Here is a 15,124-nt window from a genome sequence, read left to right as displayed (position 1 = left end):
GCGGCTGGAATGTCCGCGATGGTAATGGAACGCCCGCGCGCGTGCTCGTCAGCGGAGCGGGGTGTCGCCGCGTCTTCGGCGCAGCCACCATTCGGCCATCTCGAACGCGGCCTGCACGAGCAGCGCCAGCCCTGCGGCAGGAATGGCGCCGGCAAGCAGCGTTGCGCTGTCGTTAAGGGCGAGCCCCGTGGCGATGCGCTCGCCATAGCCGCCGGCGCCGATGAACGCGGCGATGGTCGCAGTCCCCACACTGATGACCGCGGCGGTTTTGACGCCAGCCAGGATGACCGGCAGCGCCAGCGGAAGATCGACCACGCGCGTGCGTTGCGAGGGCGTGAACCCCAGCGCCAACGCGGCATCGCGCAAGCCGTCTGGCACCTGTTCCAGCCCGACGATCGTGTTGCGCACGATGGGCAGCAGCGCATAGACCGCCAGCGCAATCAGCGCCGGCACCACGCCAATCGACCCAACGATCGGGATGAGCATCGCCAGCAAGGCGAGCGACGGAATCGTCTGCAATACGCCCACGACGGCAAGGATTGGCTGCTTGATCCGGCGACGCGCTGCCATGAGGCCCAGCGGCACGCCGAGCAGCACGGCAACGCCGGTCGAGATGCCCACCAGCATCAGATGACGCTGCGTGAGCCGCCCCAGGCCGTCCGTCAGCCGGCCGAAGAACGCGCGAGCCGGTGTCGCGGCCAGCGCGTTGCCATGCCCGGCGAGAAACTGCTGCGCAGCTTGCGAGAACGACTGGCCTTCGAGTTCGACCGCCGCGTTCATCGCCACCATGTCGTCGCGCCCGATGCGCCCGGTCAGCGCGCTGATCGCCTGCCATTGCGCCGGATGCCGCTGCGCAACGTCGGCGCGGTAAAGCAGTACAGCGTCGTAGCGCGGGAAGACGTGCGCGGGGTCGTCGAGCACCCGCAGGTGTTCGCGGCGGATCTTCGCGTCGGTGGAGTAGATGTCGATCACGTCGACCTGGCTGGCGCGCAGCGCGTCATAGGCAACGCCGTGGTCGAGGCCTGTCGGGCGTTGCGGCAGCTTGTAGCGTTCGACAATCGGCGGCCAGCCATCGGCGCGGCCGAGAAATTCGTGCGACAGGCCAAGCCGCAGCGACGGATGTGTGGCCAGGTCGGCCAGCGTGCGGATGTGCTCGCGCTCGGCATCGGCGTCACGCATGGCCAGCGCGTAGGTGTCTTCAAAGCCCAGCGGCACGCCGGCCGCCAGGCCCATCGGCGCCAGGCCGCGGTTGACGTCGGCCAGCAGCGCGGCTTGATTGGGATTGGCCGCCTGCTCGGCGGGCAAGTGGAGGATTTCGGCGGCGATGGTGCCGAGGTAATCCGCATAGACGTCGATGCTGCCGTTCTTGAGCGCGGCAAAGACGATGGCGGTGTTGCCCAGGCCGGGTACGTGTTCGGCGGGGCCACGCGGGGTTGCGGTCTGCGTCAGGATTTCGCCCAACACGTACGACTCCGTGAAGCGCTTGGAGCCGATGCGCAGAGGGGGCTCGGCAATGGCCGATGTGCTGCCCGCCAGCCAGCCCAGCGCAAGACATGCCAGCAGGCGGCGGAGAAAGGGATGACGGATCAGTCGCCGTGTATCCAAAGTTCGTTGAGGTCGGTCAGGCCCCAGTCGCGGGGTTCTTCTCGGGAAACGATCTGGTCGCCAGTCTGCGCCAGATCGATGAGTTCGGGCGCAACCCGCGTGCCCGACGATATCGAGAAGAATACCTTGACCGTGGGCGTGAGCAAGGCGCCCGGTGCATGCTGCATGACCACCGCCAGCCGGCCCGAGCGTAGCCGGACGAGCGAACCCACCGGATAGATGCCCACGCTCTTGACGAAGGCGTTGAACACCATCGGGTCGAAATGGTTGCCGCGCCATTCGACCATGCGCTGCACCGCGTAGGCGGCTTCCCACGCTTTCTTGTACGGGCGGTCGGACGTGACCGCGTCATAGACGTCGCAGATGGCGCCCATTCGCGCGAACAGCGAGATGCCTTCTCCCTCGAGTTTGTGCGGATAGCCGGTGCCGTCCATGCGTTCGTGGTGGTGCAGGCACACGTCGAGCGCGATGTCGCGCATGCTGCTGTCGCCCGCCAGGATGTCGTGGCCCGCTTGCGGATGGACGATCACGTGGCGGAATTCAGCGTCGGTCAGTGCCCCGGGCTTGTTCAACACCTCGGGCGGAATCGCGATCTTGCCGATGTCATGCAACAGGCCGGCGAGGCCCGCATCGCGGACTTCGTCATCCGACAGCCCTAGCTGACGGCCCAGCGACACCATGAGCGCGCAAACGGCTACCGAATGCAGGAACGTGTAGCGATCTTTCGCTTTCAGGCGCACCAGGCTGGTCAGCGCGCTCGGGTGGCGGTCGACGGAGCCTGAAATGGCTTCCACCAATGGCAGTGCATCGCGCGCTTCGATCGTGCGGCCCATGCGAGCATCGGCAAACATGGCCTGGACGGCGACCTCCGCCTTACTGATGAGGCGGGCGGCACGGCGCATTTCTTCCGCATGCGTGATGGGGCGGGGCGCAATGTGGGCGTCGGCGGAGCAGGCCGGTGGCACCGGCATTTCGGGGGCCGGAGGTGCCGCGTTGGCGGCGGCCACGTCGGTGCCGCGCGTGGTGTCGATCCACACCTCGCGCACGCCGCTGGCACGCAGGCGTTGCAGTTGGGCGGCATCTTCCACGCGAAAACGGGCCCGCCAGAACGGGTGTTCCAGCCAGGAGCCGACGAATTCGTCGAGGTACATGCCCACCCGCAGGTGTTCGATAGCGATGCGCTTGCGCATGTTGATGTTCAGAGATCGGGCCGTGGCGGGGAGGGCACGTTTTTGCGCAACGGGTCCAAGTAAAGGCGTCCCGCCAACGAATGCATTCTCTTCTATCGGACAGGCGGCCGCAGCCTTGAGGGGGAAAAGTCCGGGCTCGCCAAGTGAGGTCTGCGAGTGTAGGCGAAAAAAAAAAGCGGCCGGAAAGGCCGCCTCAGTAAGCCGGTGCCGGTGCCAACGCGGGCTCCGGCATCGGGGAGGGAGAGAGATACAGGGTGATACGGACAGCCGATCTACGACTTATTGGCCGTCGGTGAACGGGTCAGCCTTGCCGACCAGGGCGCCTTCGGTGTACGGATCGGCCTTGCGCAGCGCGCCATCCGTGTACGGGTCAGCCTTGCGCACGGCGCCGTCGGTGTAGACGTCTGCCTTGCGGGCGCCATCGGTATACGGGTCAGCCTTCGTCACGGCCTGGCCGTTGGTGTACGGGTCCTTGTTTTGCACGCCGGCAGCGAAGGCCGGAACAGCGGCAACAGCGATCAGCGAGGCGAGAATCAGGTTCTTGGTCTTCATGATGGACTCCACAACAGGGGGGGTGAGCATTGCCGCAGGGCAGTTTTCGCTGCGGTGCGGTAACGCGATGGCATAAGCTTAGTCGTTGCTCGAACAGTAAAAAAGCAGTTCTATTAAACTCTTTGTTCAAAAATCACGAACAATTGTGACCGTTCGAGCACCGCAATTTGCACATAAGTCATTGAATTGACACGGGAATGTGGCATGCGGGATAACCCTTAATGCGAAGGTCTGACGACGGCGGCGGCAAAAAATTCCTGTCTTCATGTGCGCGGATTGTTGCGTCGCGTTACAGCCTTGGGGATTCCCCTGCCGTCAGCCCCCCTTGCGGCGGCTAAACATTCGGCGTGGATGGTCGTTGATGCAGGTACGGGCGGCGTTTTCCGCCCCTTGCAGCAGGAAGGTCACCATGTCCATCACCACCGCTTCCATCGCCCGTTTTGTGATTGACGGCGTCGCTTATCAGGCGAGGCTGTTTGCCATGCCGTTCCACGTGCCGGAAAACGGACGCGTGCGCGCGCATGCGATCGGGCGTCCGGACATGCCGTTCAGCGGTGTGCACGTGCTTGCAAACTGGCTGAAAGAGCGCGTGCTACTCGAAGGCGTGAACCTTGTGATGGCCGATCGCCTGTTCTCGCATGGCGCGGTGGAGCAGTGGTCGGGCGCCGACGGCGCACGCGCGGCCAAAGTGCTGGCGCAAGTGGCGCTGGGCAGCAAGAGCAGCCACCGCCTGTGGCGCAACACAGTGGCGGGTGGTTTCCGCGACGAGACCGCGTTCTTCCTGGGTGCCGCCTTTGTGCAGACCGATGCGGCTGTCGACGACATCCGCCTGCTGGGTGACCTGATTCCGGCGGCCGAATGGTCCAGCGTGGCCGATGCCGCTTCGACGATGATGGGGCTGCACCTGTATCGCCCCGACGAGCCCGAAACGCTGGTCAACTGTGCGCTACTCGCGCCGTCCTGGACGGAGGCCGCCGTAGAGCGCGCCGATGGCTACCGTGCGCTGACGCTGCTGCATTCCTTTACCGAAGACGACGAGGTCATCCACGTCGACATTGAACTGCTGCCGCCGGGCCAGGTCGTGCTGCAAGTCGAGTCATGCTCGACGCGCTTTTCTGCGCGCTTCGACCCGGCGCTCCTGGGGCGTGACATGACCGACGCACTGCTGCGCGATGCGCTGGCTCTGCAACACGGCGATCGGACCAGTCTTCACTGAGCTTGCCAGCTTCGCCAGCATGGCGGCCAGGACCAGTCCGCTGATCGCCACGGCGGTGAATGTGAGGAGCGGGCCGGTCTGGTCTGGCACGGTCTGGCCCCACGGCGCGCAGCTGAATGGCGTGTGCCTCGGCTGCTGACGGGCTGTGCGGCGAGGGCGCCACACCGCACGCGCATAGCGCTGCTCAGGCCGCTTACTTGGCCGGTGTATTCCACGGATACGCCAGCCACGCATCAAAGCGCTTGGCGAATTCACCGCTCTCGGTCGTCTGCCGCAGCCATTGGTCGACGAAGTTCTTGAACACGACGTCGCGGGGCAGCAGGTAGGCCTTCTCCGAAAAATCGAATGGCGCTTCCGGGTGCACGGCACACAACTCCGGGTGCAGCTTCTGCTGCAGCTTGGTTTCGACTGCGTCAGTCATCATCAGGTCTGCGCGGCCGGCGACGATCTCGTTGAAGATGGTCACGTTGTCCGGATACACGCGAATCTGCGCCTGCTTCAGATGTTCGCGCGCGAATTTCTCGTTCGTGCCGCCCGGGTTGACCACGGCACGCACGTTCGGCTGATCGATCTGCGCCAGCGTCTGATATTTCGACTGGTTCTCGCAACGCGTGATCGGCGTCTTGCCGTCGCGTTGATACGGAATCGAATAGAACGCCTTCTTCTGCCGCTCCAGCGTGACCGACACCCCGCTCATGGCGATGTCGTAGCGGTCAGCCGCAAAGTCCTGCATCAGCGTCGACCACGTGGTTGGAACGATGTCCAGCTTCACGCCGAGTGCCTTGGCCAGACGTTCGCCCATCTCGACATCCAGGCCGATAAAGCGGCCATCGGCAGGATTCTTGTAAGTGAACGGCTTGTAGTCGCCGGTGGTGCCGACGCGGAGCGTACCGCGCGCGATGATTTCGTCGAGACGGTTGGTGGCTGGCGCGGTTTGCGACAGTGCGGGAGCCGCGGCACAGGCGCACAGCAGCAGGGCGCTGCTGGTGCGGATGAAACGGTGGAACATGGAATCCCCTCCTGAAAAATCAAAAGGCGCGGCCGCCCGGTGACCAGGCGGGCCGCGCCCATCTCAACGCCGACTTACTGGCCCGACGCCTTGTTCCATTGCAGTGCATTGAGCACTGCCAGCGACATCGCCGTCACGCCGGTCTTGATGGACGGTTCGGGCACCGGTGCGAACAGCGGAGAATGATTGGTCGGCAGCGGCTTGGCACCCGGCTTGAGCGAGGCGAAGAATGTCTGCGGATCGTTCACGCCGATGAAGAAGAACATTGACGGGATGCCCGCGTCAACAAACGCCGAGAAATCTTCGCTGGCCGTGATGGGCGGCACGCGCAGCACGCGGTCGTTGCCGAAGGCGGTCTTGAACATCGCCTCGGTGCGCGCGACCACGGTCGGGTCGTTGTTGACCGCCTTGCCGCCTTCGGTGATCTTGATATCGGCGTCCGGCGCGCCCGACATCTCGGTGACGGCCTTGGCCGTGCGCCGGATACCGTCGAGCATCTTCTGGCGCACCGCCGGCTTGTACGAACGGATCGTCCCGCGCAGCAGCACGCTGTCCGGGATGATGTTCTCAGCGCTGCCGCCCTGGATGGCGCCGATGCTCACCACGCCAAATTCCTGCGGATCCTTCTCGCGGCTGATCACGCTTTGCAGGTCGACCACGAAGCGCGCCGCCATCATCACCGGGTCAATGGTCTTGTCAGGCGCGGAGCCGTGCCCGCCACGACCTTTGAACGTAATTTCCAACCCGTCGGAGTTCGACGTGATCGGGCCGCTGTTGAAGACGATCGAACCGTACGGCCCCGGGCCCGTGTGCAGCGCAAACGCATAGTCGGGCTTGGGGAAGCGCTTGAAGAAGCCGTCGTCGATCATGCTCTGTGCGCCCGATACGGTTTCTTCGGCAGGCTGTGCGACGAACACGAGCGTCCCGTGCCAGCGATCCTTGAGCGACACCAGCGTCTTCGCCGTGCCCACCCACGACGCCATGTGCAGGTCGTGCCCGCAGCTATGCGCGACGCCCACGTCTTCGCCGCGCCATTTTGTGTGGACGTGGCTCGCGTAGGGCAGGCCGGTTTTCTCTTCCATCGGCAGCGCATCGAGTTCGGTGCGCACCAGGATCGTCGGGCCGGCCCCGTTGCGATAGACCGCCACCACGCCGGTCTTGCCGACATGCTCCGTCACGTCAAAGCCGATCTTGCGCATCTGCTCGGCCAGCTTGGCAGCGGTGCGCGTTTCCTGAAACGCCAGTTCCGGGTGCGCGTGGATGTCTTTGTAGAGCAGGTCGAGCTGCCCATATTCGGCATTGACCGCCGCGTCCACCGCAGGCTTGATCTGCGCCACGTCGATCCCGCCCGCAGCGGGTGCAACCTGTGCTGGCGCGGACGATGCACCGCCGGGGCTGAACGGAATCTGTGCGAATGCCGGCAAGGCAGCACCGGCCAGCAGCCAGGCGAGCGCAGTACGTTTCAAACGGATGGGTGGCGTGATCATGTTGTCTCCTGTCGTTGTGGTGGCGCCGCCAAAGTCGTTGCTTGGTCAATCGATTCGATTATGCAACGTGATTCAGAGCATGTGCACCGGGGGCATCCCCAATTCGACCCTTGCGAACCAGACGACGCACGGAAACGCGCGCTCAGGGATGAGCGTCACGCTTGGCACTCGATAGGCGCTTTCCTAGACTGGGTCAGGTGTGCTGTTCCAGTGAATCGAACATCGAAACGCGGATGAATCCGACGACGTCCTGTCTACAGCTAGCGTTTCGCGATGCCCCGCCCGGGGAGACGGCGATTCGTGCGGCGCTGGAAGCCGCGCAGCGGGTGCTCGAGCGCAGTGGCGTGCCACCGCGCGAGGCATTCGCGGCGTACCAGGCCTTTGCTAGCGGCGCCGGAAGCCCCGATACGCTTGCGCTGACATTTGCCCGCGCCGAAGCCGAGGCCATGGATACGCTGGCAGCGCACGGTTACGCCCGCTACGGCTCGGTGAGTCTGGCGGCGCTTTAAGCACCCCTGTGGTGGCCGCGCGTTTCAGCGTCAGACTTCCGCCGTCTTGCCGCCCAGTCGCCGTGCCGTCTCGGACACATGGCGGTGGATGCGCGCGAGGAAGTCGATCTCCGCTGCGCGCGTCGGTGAATGTCCCAACGCCTGCGAGAGATGTGTCGCCACGAATGACGACTGCGGCGCCAGCATGCTGATCAGACGCAGCAGCTCGCGGCGCGCCTGGCTGGCGTCGTAGCCGAGGTGATCGGCCAGGGCGAGCAGCGCGTCTTGGTCGATGGCCTCATAGCGGGCTTGCGCGTCCGGCGAGAGTTCATCGGCATTCCATTCGTTGGCGTAGACCGCCGCACAGAACAGGTGATCGTGCGCCGCCAGGCGGATGCCGTCCGCACCGATGTGGAAATGCAGCGTGCCAGCCGAGGCGTTGCGTCCGCCGATCAACAGGCAAAACACCATCCAACGGAACAGCGCGGCCGTCGCGGAAGCCGGGTCCGCGCACAGACTGGCGCATTGCGCGACCTGCTCGACGGTGATCGGCAGGAAGCGATACTTGGGCGAGAGCCCCAGCAACTGCACCGCCGAGACGACATAGCGGGCCTGCACCAGCGCGGTGTCGTCGCTCTTGCAGCGCAAGGTGCGATCGAGGCGTTGCACCACGGCGGCGGTTTCCGGAAACTGACGCAGGCCGATGAACGGCGTGTCCAGCCCGATGCTGCGGCCCAAGAGCGTGGCCCAGCAGTGATTGATGGTCGCGTACGGAAGGTGCGCGCCTTCGCCAAAGTCCAACCGCACGAAATGGCTCGACTGCGCGGCATTGGCAGGCGCGGAAAACCGGCCCAGCCACATCGACACGGGCAGGCCATTCGAGGCCAGGAAAGGGAGGCTGATTTCTTCCGCAGCTTCTGCGGTATCGGTGCCGTAGCGTGCGCGAGGTTCCGCCGCGCGCAGCGGCGTGCTGCGGGGCGGGCGCCCAACGGTTTGCTGGAACTGCAGCACCAGATCGCGTTCGGACAGCCCGTCGGCGCGGCCGCTGCATGGCTTGAGTCCGCTGGGCACCAGGGCCAGCGGGCCATCCAGATGCGGCGCTGCTTGTGCGAGATGTTCTAGCGCCGCGGCCGCCGCCTTGGGCGTGCTGCGCGCCGCTTCCGGCAGCAGGTATTCAAAGAAGTGGCGTACCGGCTGGGCTTTTGCCGTGTCGGCGATCATGCCGGCGCCCCGCGGCAGGTGCGGGCTCAGATCGAAGCCCTGCGAAGAAGTCTGCCAGCGTGCATCGTATTCGAACGCCCAACCGCTGCGGCCGCACGATAGCTGACCGATCAGATGCTTGTTCAGGTAGACGTCCAGCATGCGCGTATCCAACGTATTTGATGGAGCGTGCGTAGTCGGCTGTGCAGCGGAGAACCCGCCGGCAATCGGGAATTTGGCGGTTTTGCAGTCAATGCGCCATTCCCTTGCACGCCCCTCATCGACCGAGGGCGAGCATAACAAAGAAAATCTTCGCATCGCGCGGAGATATCCGATTTCGATGATGCAATTTTCTCAAATCGGATTATCGGATTGCTAAGATCGAGTGCGCATTGGTCGATGTTTCAGGTATCTACTTCAGTTTTGCAGATTTTTTAATACTCGCTGCGGAGTCAATGCCCAGGCCATTGAATAAATTTCAGAGCGATGGCACTGGCGTGGCATTCATTACAAATGGTGGAATTAAGTCCGTCGCAATGCGCGAGGGGGAGAGGAAATAACGGCATTGCCCATGAATTTAGCCGAGCAATTAAGCGTCGGCTTCAAGTGGACTTTGAGCAAGCTATTGCGCCCCGGACAGCCGGTGCGCTCATTGGCCATTCAGCGGCCCGAACGCAAGAGCGAATCTTTATCGCTTGCTGGGGTGGTGCCATTTGCAGCTGCTTTTTTGCCGGGTGCGAACACGCCGGTCGACAGCGACGTCCCCAGCAGGATCACGGCGCAGCCAATCACCATGTTCAACGTCAGTTGCTCGCCCAGGAACAGGATGCCCCACAGCACACCGAATACCGGGATCAGGAAAGTGACCGACACCGCGCGCGTCGGGCCCACATGCGCAACAAGGCGGAAGAAGAGGATGTAGGCGACGCCCGTGCATGCAATACCCAGGGCGATGACGTGCAGCCACACGCCGCCGGTGGGCGTTTGCGCCGGCCACAGCCAGTAGGCCAGCGGTGCAAGTACGATGGCGGCGGCCAATTGGCTGCCGGTCGCCACGGCCAGCGGCGGCACGCCGGTCAGGAAACGCTTGGTGTAGCTGCTGGCGACGCCATACAGCACGGTGGCGGCCAGCGCCGCCGCCACGGCCACGCCGCCCTGTTTTGCGTCGATGACAGACGACCCGCCGACCAGCACGATCACGCCGACAAAGCCGATCGCCAATCCCAGCACGCGCAGCGACGACATCCGCTCAGCCAGCCAGGTGAAGGCGACGATGGCCGCAAACAGCGGGGCCGCGGCGTTGAGCACCGAGGTGAACCCCGCCGTGAGTGTCAGTTCGGCATAGGCAAACAGGCAGAACGGGATGGCCGAATTCAGCACGCCCACCGCCAGCAGATGCGGCCAGTGCGTGCGCAGCGCGCCCATGCCGCCGCGCAAGGCCAGCGTCGGGACGAGGAAGCACGAGGCGATGGCCACCCGCAACGCGATCAATGCAACCGGTCCGAAGGGCGGCGCGGCAACGCGCATGAACAGGAAAGAGCCGCCCCACAGGGCAGCGAGGGTGAGGAGTTCAAGCACATCGGAGCGGCGCATGGGGGTCTCGTTATCGTTGTTGGGATGTTGTGCGCGCATTGTCCGCGCGATTTGGTTTTTATGCAGGCAGCAACGCCAGCAAGCCTTGCCGGCCGTCGCCGGGCATGGGCAGGCGTTCGCCAACCTGCGCGGGGTGTCCTTCGATCCGCAGCAGCGCGGCCTTGCGTGGCAACCCGCCGGCATAGCCTGTGAGCGCACCATCGGCGCCTACCACGCGGTGGCACGGGATGGCAATCGAGATCGGGTTGCGGCCCACGGCGGTGCCGACCGCGCGCGCATGCTCGCGGGTAAGTCCGAGGCGGGCGGTGATCTGGCCGTAGGTGGTGCGATTGCCGAACTCGATGTCGCACAGCAGGTGCCAGACGTCTTGCTGGAACGGCGTGCCCTCAGGCGCCATCGGCAGATCGAAGTCCTGCAGCTTGCCGGCAAAGTACGCCGTGAATTGTGCCTGCGCCTCGCGGATGATCGGGATGTCCGCGCCCGGCGACATCCGCGCGGCGCTCATCGGAATCGTTTTCTGGCCGGGAAAGAATGCGCCGGTCAGGTGAGTCTCGGTGGCGGTCAAGAGCAGATCGCCGAGCGGGCACGCAAAGATATGGCGGTACATGGCGGTCGATTCTTCAATGCGATACAGGTTGGGGGAGCGCAATTTCGCGGTGCCAGAGATGCATGGCGGCATACGCGCGCCACGGCGCCCAGGGCTCGGCACGCTCGATCATGGCGCGGCGCCCGGGCAACGTACCGTCGGCGTCAGCAAGGCGTTTGCGCAAGACGTAGTCGCCCAGCGGAAACGCGTTCGGCCAGCTCAGCGCCCGCATGGCAACGTATTGCGCAGTCCATTCGCCCACACCGGGCAGCGCTTGCAGGGCAGCCAGCGTAGGGGCGAGCGGCACCAGGGGTTCGAGCCGCAGCCTGCCGCAGTCGATGGCGCGGGCAAGTTCGACGACGGCGGCAGCGCGGCTGGCCTGCAGACCGGTCTGCGCGGACAGCGCCTGCGCGTCGATGTTCGCCAGTGCAGCCGCGCTCGGGAACGCCGCCAACAGCCCTTCGCGCGATTGCTGCAATGGCACGCCATACGCGGCAGTCATGCGCGAAAGAATGCGCCGCGCCTGCGCCAACGAAATGACCTGCCCGGCGATGGCGCGCACGGCAATCTCGAAGCCGTCCACGGCGCCCGGCACGCGCAGGCCGGGCGTCTCGGCAGCCAGCGTGCCGAGGTGCGCATCGACCAGATCGGGCCGGCAATCGAGGTCGAACAGCCGCCGCGCGCGTGCCAGCACCGGCGGCATGGCGTGCAGCAGGCTGGGCGACAAAGTGAGTGCCACTGCGTGGCGTTGCGGCACATTGCGCGCGTGCAGCCAGCCGATGTGCCGCAAGCCGCCGTAGTCGACGGCAATTGTGCGGGCGTAGCTGTCAGCGTCGACCACCTCGACGCCATCGACTGCACGTGCCTGCAGAAACGCAAGCAAGGCGTCCCAAGCAAACGGCGGCCGGTAGCCCAGCATGAGCGTGGGGCCGTCTTCGGCGCGGGGCGCCGTCGTGCGCGAACGCAGGCGCGTAGGAGCAAAGCCGTAATGCTCGGTAAAGCCGCTGTTCAGCCGTCGGACGCTCCCGAAACCGGCTGCAAAGGCAACATCGCCGACGGGCATGGCGGTATCGGTCAGCAGCTGTTTGGCGAGCAGCAGACGCTGGGTTTGCGCATATTCGATGGGCGAGACGTCGAACTCGGCGCGGAAGATGCGGCGCAGGTGGCGGTCGGTCACGCCCACGGCCGCGGCCAGTGCGGCCAGGTCGTGCTCTTGCAGAAAGCCCTCGTCGATCATGCGGGCGGCGGCCCGTGCAAGGTTGGACGACATTTCCGCCAGGCTGTGGCCCGGTGCCAGTTCCGGCCTGCAGCGCAGGCACGGCCGAAAACCCGCGCGCTCCGCGGCGGCGGCCGTGGTGAAGAAGCGGCAGTTCTTCTCCAGCGGCGTGCGGACCGCGCAAACCGGGCGGCAATATACGCCGGTGGATGTCACACCGACGAAGAACCAGCCGTCGAAGCGGCGATCGCGCGACTGCACGGCGTGGTAGCAGGCGTTGTGGTCGAGATGCATGGTGGTGATCGGGGAAGCCGGCAGCTAGTCTAGCCCTGTCGAGTCGCAGGAGTTCGTCGGATTCGGACACATCCCTCCATGCCAAAACATCGGCATCTCGGCACAATTGCGAACACAACAACACATCGGGAGACGGCATGTCCAAGACCATCGTCATTACCGGCGGGAGCCGGGGTATCGGTCGCGCCACGGCGGTGCTGTGTGCGCAACGCGGGTGGACTGTCGCGCTGCAATATCGGGGCAATCGGCAGGCGGCGGAAGAGACGGTGGGGCTCATCGAGCAGGCCGGCGGCCATGCGCTGGCGGTGCAGGGCGATGTGTCGAGCGACGAGGATGTGATTGCCCTGTTCGAAGCGGCGGCCGGACGCTTTGGCGCGCTGCACGGCGTGGTCAACAACGCCGGCATCGTCGCCGAGGCCCAGGACGTGGCCGACATGACAACCCACCGGCTGCGCACGATGTTCGAGACCAACGTGCTGGGCGCCTTTCTGGTGGCGCGCGAGGCGGCGCGACGCCTGTCGACGTCGCGCGGCGGCGTGGGCGGTTCAGTGGTGAACGTGTCGTCGGCAGCGTCGCGGCTGGGGTCGCCGCACGAATATGTCGACTACGCCGCCTCCAAGGGCGCCGTCGACACCATGACGCTGGGATTGGCGCGTGAACTCGGGCGCGATGGCGTGCGCGTCAATGCGGTCCGTCCCGGTTTGATCGAGACCGATATCCACGCCTCAGGCGGCCAGCCCGATCGCGCTCAGCGCCTGGGCAGCGCCACGCCGATCGGCCGCCCCGGCACGCCGCAGGAAGTGGCCGAGACCATCGTCTGGCTGCTCTCCGATGCGGCGTCTTACGTGACCGGCGCGCTGCTGGATTGCGCGGGCGGGCGCTGACTGGGCGATCAGGCGTCGGCCCCGGCGCGGAAGGTGTCGCACTGGCGAATATCGCCGCCGTCGAAGCCCTGGCGGAACCAGTGCATGCGCTGCTCGGACGTGCCGTGCGTGAAGGCGTCGGGCGTGACGCTGCGGCCGGCGTTGCGCTGCAGCGTGTCGTCGCCGATGGCGTGCGCTGCGGTCAGCGCCTGTTCCAGGTCGCCGCGCTCCAGCAGGCCGCGTTGCTGCGCGAAATGGCCCCACACGCCGGCCAGGCAATCGGCCTGCAGCTCCAGCTTGACCGAAAGCGCATTCGCCCCGGCCTGCGATTTGCCGGCCTGCGCGCGGCTGACCTTTTCCGACACGCCTAGCAGATTCTGCACATGGTGGCCCACCTCGTGCGCGACGACGTAGGCGGCGGCAAAGTCGCCGGGCGCGCCAAACTTGCGGCGCAGTTCGTCGAAGAAGCCGAGGTCGAGATAGACCTTCGTGTCAGCCGGGCAATAGAACGGGCCGACGGCCGAGGTGGCGTCGCCGCAGCCCGAGCGGATGCCTTGGCGGAACAGCACCAGCTTGGGCGGCTGATACGCGCGGCCGGCTTGCTTGAACAGCTGCGTCCACGTGTCTTCGGTGTCGCCGAGCACGTGCGAAACCAATTGCTTGCTGCGGTCGTTGTCGGTTTCCCCGGTCGGCCGGGCTGGGCTGTGCGGCGCGGATTGCGTCGGTGCATTCTGCGACACCTGCATCACCATGCCGAGGATCTCCAGCGGGTTCTTGCCCATCAGCAAGCCCACCACAGCGACGATTGCGATGCCGCCGATGCCCAGCCGCATGCCGCCGCCGCCAAAGCCGCCGCCCGAGGATGCGCGCTCATCCTCCACGTTGTCGCTTTCGCGCATGTCATCCCAACGCACGATGTTCTCCTTAAGTCCGGTGAGGCGAGTAGGCAGGGTCAAGCCGGATGTCACACCCGGTAAACTTTGCAAAGTCTACCTGCTGTGCGTACATACGGGCATGCCGCCGCGCTGCCGAATCGTCTGCGTGCAGCACAGATGCAAGGATTGGCAAGGGCTTGCGGGAATTTGCGGCGCTGCACCAAAGCCGGCAAGAAACTTGCTAACCAAGGCTGCTCATCCCCCGTCCGGCTGTCACACATATGACATGCGGCGGTTCCCGAATAACGATCGGCAGAAGATGACGCTGCCGCTCCATGATGTCGAGTTCTCACCATGCGCTTGCCCGCTTCGATCACTGCTCAACCCCCCGTCGCCACGGAGCCGTCGCATCTGGCCGCTACCCATGTTGATCCGACTGAGGCGTCGGACGTGGAACAGGCTGCAGCCGGGCCCAAGCCGTGGTGGGAACGCGTGTCGGGTGTCGTGTTAGGCGGCGCATTCAGCAGCGTGGCCGCTGCGTTGATTGCCGTGACGGGTGCGATTTACGTGGGGATGTACCACGCGCCCTGGGTGAAGAGCCTCGCCAGCCACACACCGACGGCCGAGCAGGCCGGCGATGCGATGAGCGTGGCCATGGCTACCGGTACCGCCAACGCCGCTGCGCCGGCGTCGAATGCGGCACCCGCGCCCACGGAAGCAGCCACGCAACCTGCATCACCCGATCGGGTTGCGGCCGCGCGCGACCGGATGGAGCAACGCGTCTACTCGCAAGTGCAGCAGCCCCGCGCCCGCACCGTGGCCGAACGAGAGACGGTGGAGGAAAACGAGGCGCCCGCCCCGGCCAGCCCCCGCCGTCGTCACCGCAGCACGCGCTACATGCACCATAGCGCGCCGTTCAACGCAGCCTGGTACAAGGGCGCCTGATCCGT

The 15,124-nt window shown here is 65.4% G+C and carries 14 protein-coding genes; 4 read left to right on the top strand and 10 right to left on the bottom strand.

The window, feature by feature from the left end:
• Positions 1 to 48: 48 nt before the first annotated feature.
• From N5B55_RS12040 to N5B55_RS12030, 3 genes are all read right to left on the bottom strand, one after another.
• Positions 49 to 1,605 carry an ABC transporter permease/substrate-binding protein gene (locus tag N5B55_RS12040; RefSeq protein WP_304538288.1) on the bottom strand — a complete coding sequence of 519 codons (1,557 nt, stop codon included), beginning with the start codon at positions 1,603 to 1,605 and terminating at the stop codon, positions 49 to 51.
• Entirely contained in the window at positions 1,587 to 2,795 is a 1,209-nt protein-coding gene (locus N5B55_RS12035) for an HD-GYP domain-containing protein (protein ID WP_304538287.1), read from the bottom strand. The genes N5B55_RS12040 and N5B55_RS12035 overlap by 19 nt, the downstream gene beginning before the upstream one ends.
• Before the next feature lie 279 nt (positions 2,796 to 3,074).
• Positions 3,075 to 3,347 carry a hypothetical protein gene (locus N5B55_RS12030; RefSeq protein WP_304538286.1) on the bottom strand — a complete coding sequence of 91 codons (273 nt, stop codon included), beginning with the start codon at positions 3,345 to 3,347 and terminating at the stop codon, positions 3,075 to 3,077.
• Positions 3,348 to 3,756: 409 nt separating this feature from the next.
• On the opposite strand from N5B55_RS12030, the gene N5B55_RS12025 reads away from it, so the two are divergent.
• Positions 3,757 to 4,563, top strand: a complete 807-nt coding sequence (locus N5B55_RS12025) for a hypothetical protein (protein WP_304538285.1) — start codon at positions 3,757 to 3,759, stop codon at positions 4,561 to 4,563.
• Between the two features lie 193 nt (positions 4,564 to 4,756).
• Here the strand turns inward: N5B55_RS12025 and N5B55_RS12020 are convergent, their stop codons facing one another.
• Together N5B55_RS12020 and N5B55_RS12015 are read right to left on the bottom strand one after the other, a co-directional pair.
• Positions 4,757 to 5,572, bottom strand: coding sequence for a transporter substrate-binding domain-containing protein (locus N5B55_RS12020; protein WP_065859761.1), 816 nt, complete (start codon positions 5,570 to 5,572; stop codon positions 4,757 to 4,759).
• 74 nt (positions 5,573 to 5,646) lie between these two features.
• Positions 5,647 to 7,059 carry a M20 family metallopeptidase gene (locus tag N5B55_RS12015; protein ID WP_304538284.1) on the bottom strand — a complete coding sequence of 471 codons (1,413 nt, stop codon included), beginning with the start codon at positions 7,057 to 7,059 and terminating at the stop codon, positions 5,647 to 5,649.
• A 233-nt stretch (positions 7,060 to 7,292) separates the two neighbouring features.
• On the opposite strand from N5B55_RS12015, the gene N5B55_RS12010 reads away from it, so the two are divergent.
• Positions 7,293 to 7,568: a hypothetical protein gene (locus N5B55_RS12010; protein ID WP_012762729.1), complete on the top strand. Its 276-nt coding sequence runs from the start codon at positions 7,293 to 7,295 to the stop codon at positions 7,566 to 7,568.
• Positions 7,569 to 7,598: 30 nt separating this feature from the next.
• Here the strand turns inward: N5B55_RS12010 and N5B55_RS12005 are convergent, their stop codons facing one another.
• From N5B55_RS12005 to N5B55_RS11990, 4 genes are all read right to left on the bottom strand, one after another.
• Entirely contained in the window at positions 7,599 to 8,909 is a 1,311-nt protein-coding gene (locus tag N5B55_RS12005; protein WP_012762728.1) for a HipA N-terminal domain-containing protein, read from the bottom strand.
• A 498-nt stretch (positions 8,910 to 9,407) separates the two neighbouring features.
• Positions 9,408 to 10,340, bottom strand: a complete 933-nt coding sequence (locus tag N5B55_RS12000) for a DMT family transporter (RefSeq protein WP_304538283.1) — start codon at positions 10,338 to 10,340, stop codon at positions 9,408 to 9,410.
• Between the two features lie 58 nt (positions 10,341 to 10,398).
• Positions 10,399 to 10,947 carry a methylated-DNA--[protein]-cysteine S-methyltransferase gene (locus N5B55_RS11995; RefSeq protein WP_304539791.1) on the bottom strand — a complete coding sequence of 183 codons (549 nt, stop codon included), beginning with the start codon at positions 10,945 to 10,947 and terminating at the stop codon, positions 10,399 to 10,401.
• Positions 10,948 to 10,960: 13 nt separating this feature from the next.
• Positions 10,961 to 12,436 (bottom strand): DNA-3-methyladenine glycosylase 2 family protein, encoded by a 1,476-nt coding sequence (locus N5B55_RS11990; protein ID WP_304538282.1) that lies wholly within the window; start codon positions 12,434 to 12,436, stop codon positions 10,961 to 10,963.
• 137 nt (positions 12,437 to 12,573) lie between these two features.
• On the opposite strand from N5B55_RS11990, the gene N5B55_RS11985 reads away from it, so the two are divergent.
• Positions 12,574 to 13,320 carry an SDR family oxidoreductase gene (locus N5B55_RS11985; protein WP_304538281.1) on the top strand — a complete coding sequence of 249 codons (747 nt, stop codon included), beginning with the start codon at positions 12,574 to 12,576 and terminating at the stop codon, positions 13,318 to 13,320.
• A gap of 8 nt (positions 13,321 to 13,328) precedes the next feature.
• Here the strand turns inward: N5B55_RS11985 and ypfJ are convergent, their stop codons facing one another.
• Positions 13,329 to 14,213, bottom strand: a complete 885-nt coding sequence (ypfJ, locus tag N5B55_RS11980; protein WP_304538280.1) for a KPN_02809 family neutral zinc metallopeptidase — start codon at positions 14,211 to 14,213, stop codon at positions 13,329 to 13,331.
• A 315-nt stretch (positions 14,214 to 14,528) separates the two neighbouring features.
• On the opposite strand from ypfJ, the gene N5B55_RS11975 reads away from it, so the two are divergent.
• Positions 14,529 to 15,119, top strand: coding sequence for a hypothetical protein (locus N5B55_RS11975; protein WP_178960574.1), 591 nt, complete (start codon positions 14,529 to 14,531; stop codon positions 15,117 to 15,119).
• Positions 15,120 to 15,124: the final 5 nt, after the last annotated feature.

Source organism: Ralstonia pickettii (assembly GCF_030582395.1).
GTDB classification, from domain to species: domain Bacteria; phylum Pseudomonadota; class Gammaproteobacteria; order Burkholderiales; family Burkholderiaceae; genus Ralstonia; species Ralstonia pickettii_D.
Note: the sequence above shows the minus strand (reverse complement) of the source record. Positions and strands in the feature narration are given on the sequence as shown.

Bases quoted from the DNA above. Each gene is read 5' to 3' on its own strand.
- N5B55_RS12035 (WP_304538287.1), bottom strand. From the start codon at position 2,795: ATGCGCAAGCGCATCGCTATCGAACACCTGCGGGTGGGCATGTACCTC.
- N5B55_RS12030 (WP_304538286.1), bottom strand. From the start codon at position 3,347: ATGAAGACCAAGAACCTGATTCTCGCCTCGCTGATCGCTGTTGCCGCT.
- N5B55_RS12025 (WP_304538285.1), top strand. From the start codon at position 3,757: ATGTCCATCACCACCGCTTCCATCGCCCGTTTTGTGATTGACGGCGTC.
- N5B55_RS12020 (WP_065859761.1), bottom strand. From the start codon at position 5,572: ATGTTCCACCGTTTCATCCGCACCAGCAGCGCCCTGCTGCTGTGCGCC.
- N5B55_RS12015 (WP_304538284.1), bottom strand. From the start codon at position 7,059: ATGATCACGCCACCCATCCGTTTGAAACGTACTGCGCTCGCCTGGCTG.
- N5B55_RS12010 (WP_012762729.1), top strand. From the start codon at position 7,293: ATGAATCCGACGACGTCCTGTCTACAGCTAGCGTTTCGCGATGCCCCG.
- N5B55_RS12005 (WP_012762728.1), bottom strand. From the start codon at position 8,909: ATGCTGGACGTCTACCTGAACAAGCATCTGATCGGTCAGCTATCGTGC.
- N5B55_RS12000 (WP_304538283.1), bottom strand. From the start codon at position 10,340: ATGCGCCGCTCCGATGTGCTTGAACTCCTCACCCTCGCTGCCCTGTGG.
- N5B55_RS11995 (WP_304539791.1), bottom strand. From the start codon at position 10,947: ATGTACCGCCATATCTTTGCGTGCCCGCTCGGCGATCTGCTCTTGACC.
- N5B55_RS11990 (WP_304538282.1), bottom strand. From the start codon at position 12,436: ATGCATCTCGACCACAACGCCTGCTACCACGCCGTGCAGTCGCGCGAT.
- N5B55_RS11985 (WP_304538281.1), top strand. From the start codon at position 12,574: ATGTCCAAGACCATCGTCATTACCGGCGGGAGCCGGGGTATCGGTCGC.
- N5B55_RS11975 (WP_178960574.1), top strand. From the start codon at position 14,529: ATGCGCTTGCCCGCTTCGATCACTGCTCAACCCCCCGTCGCCACGGAG.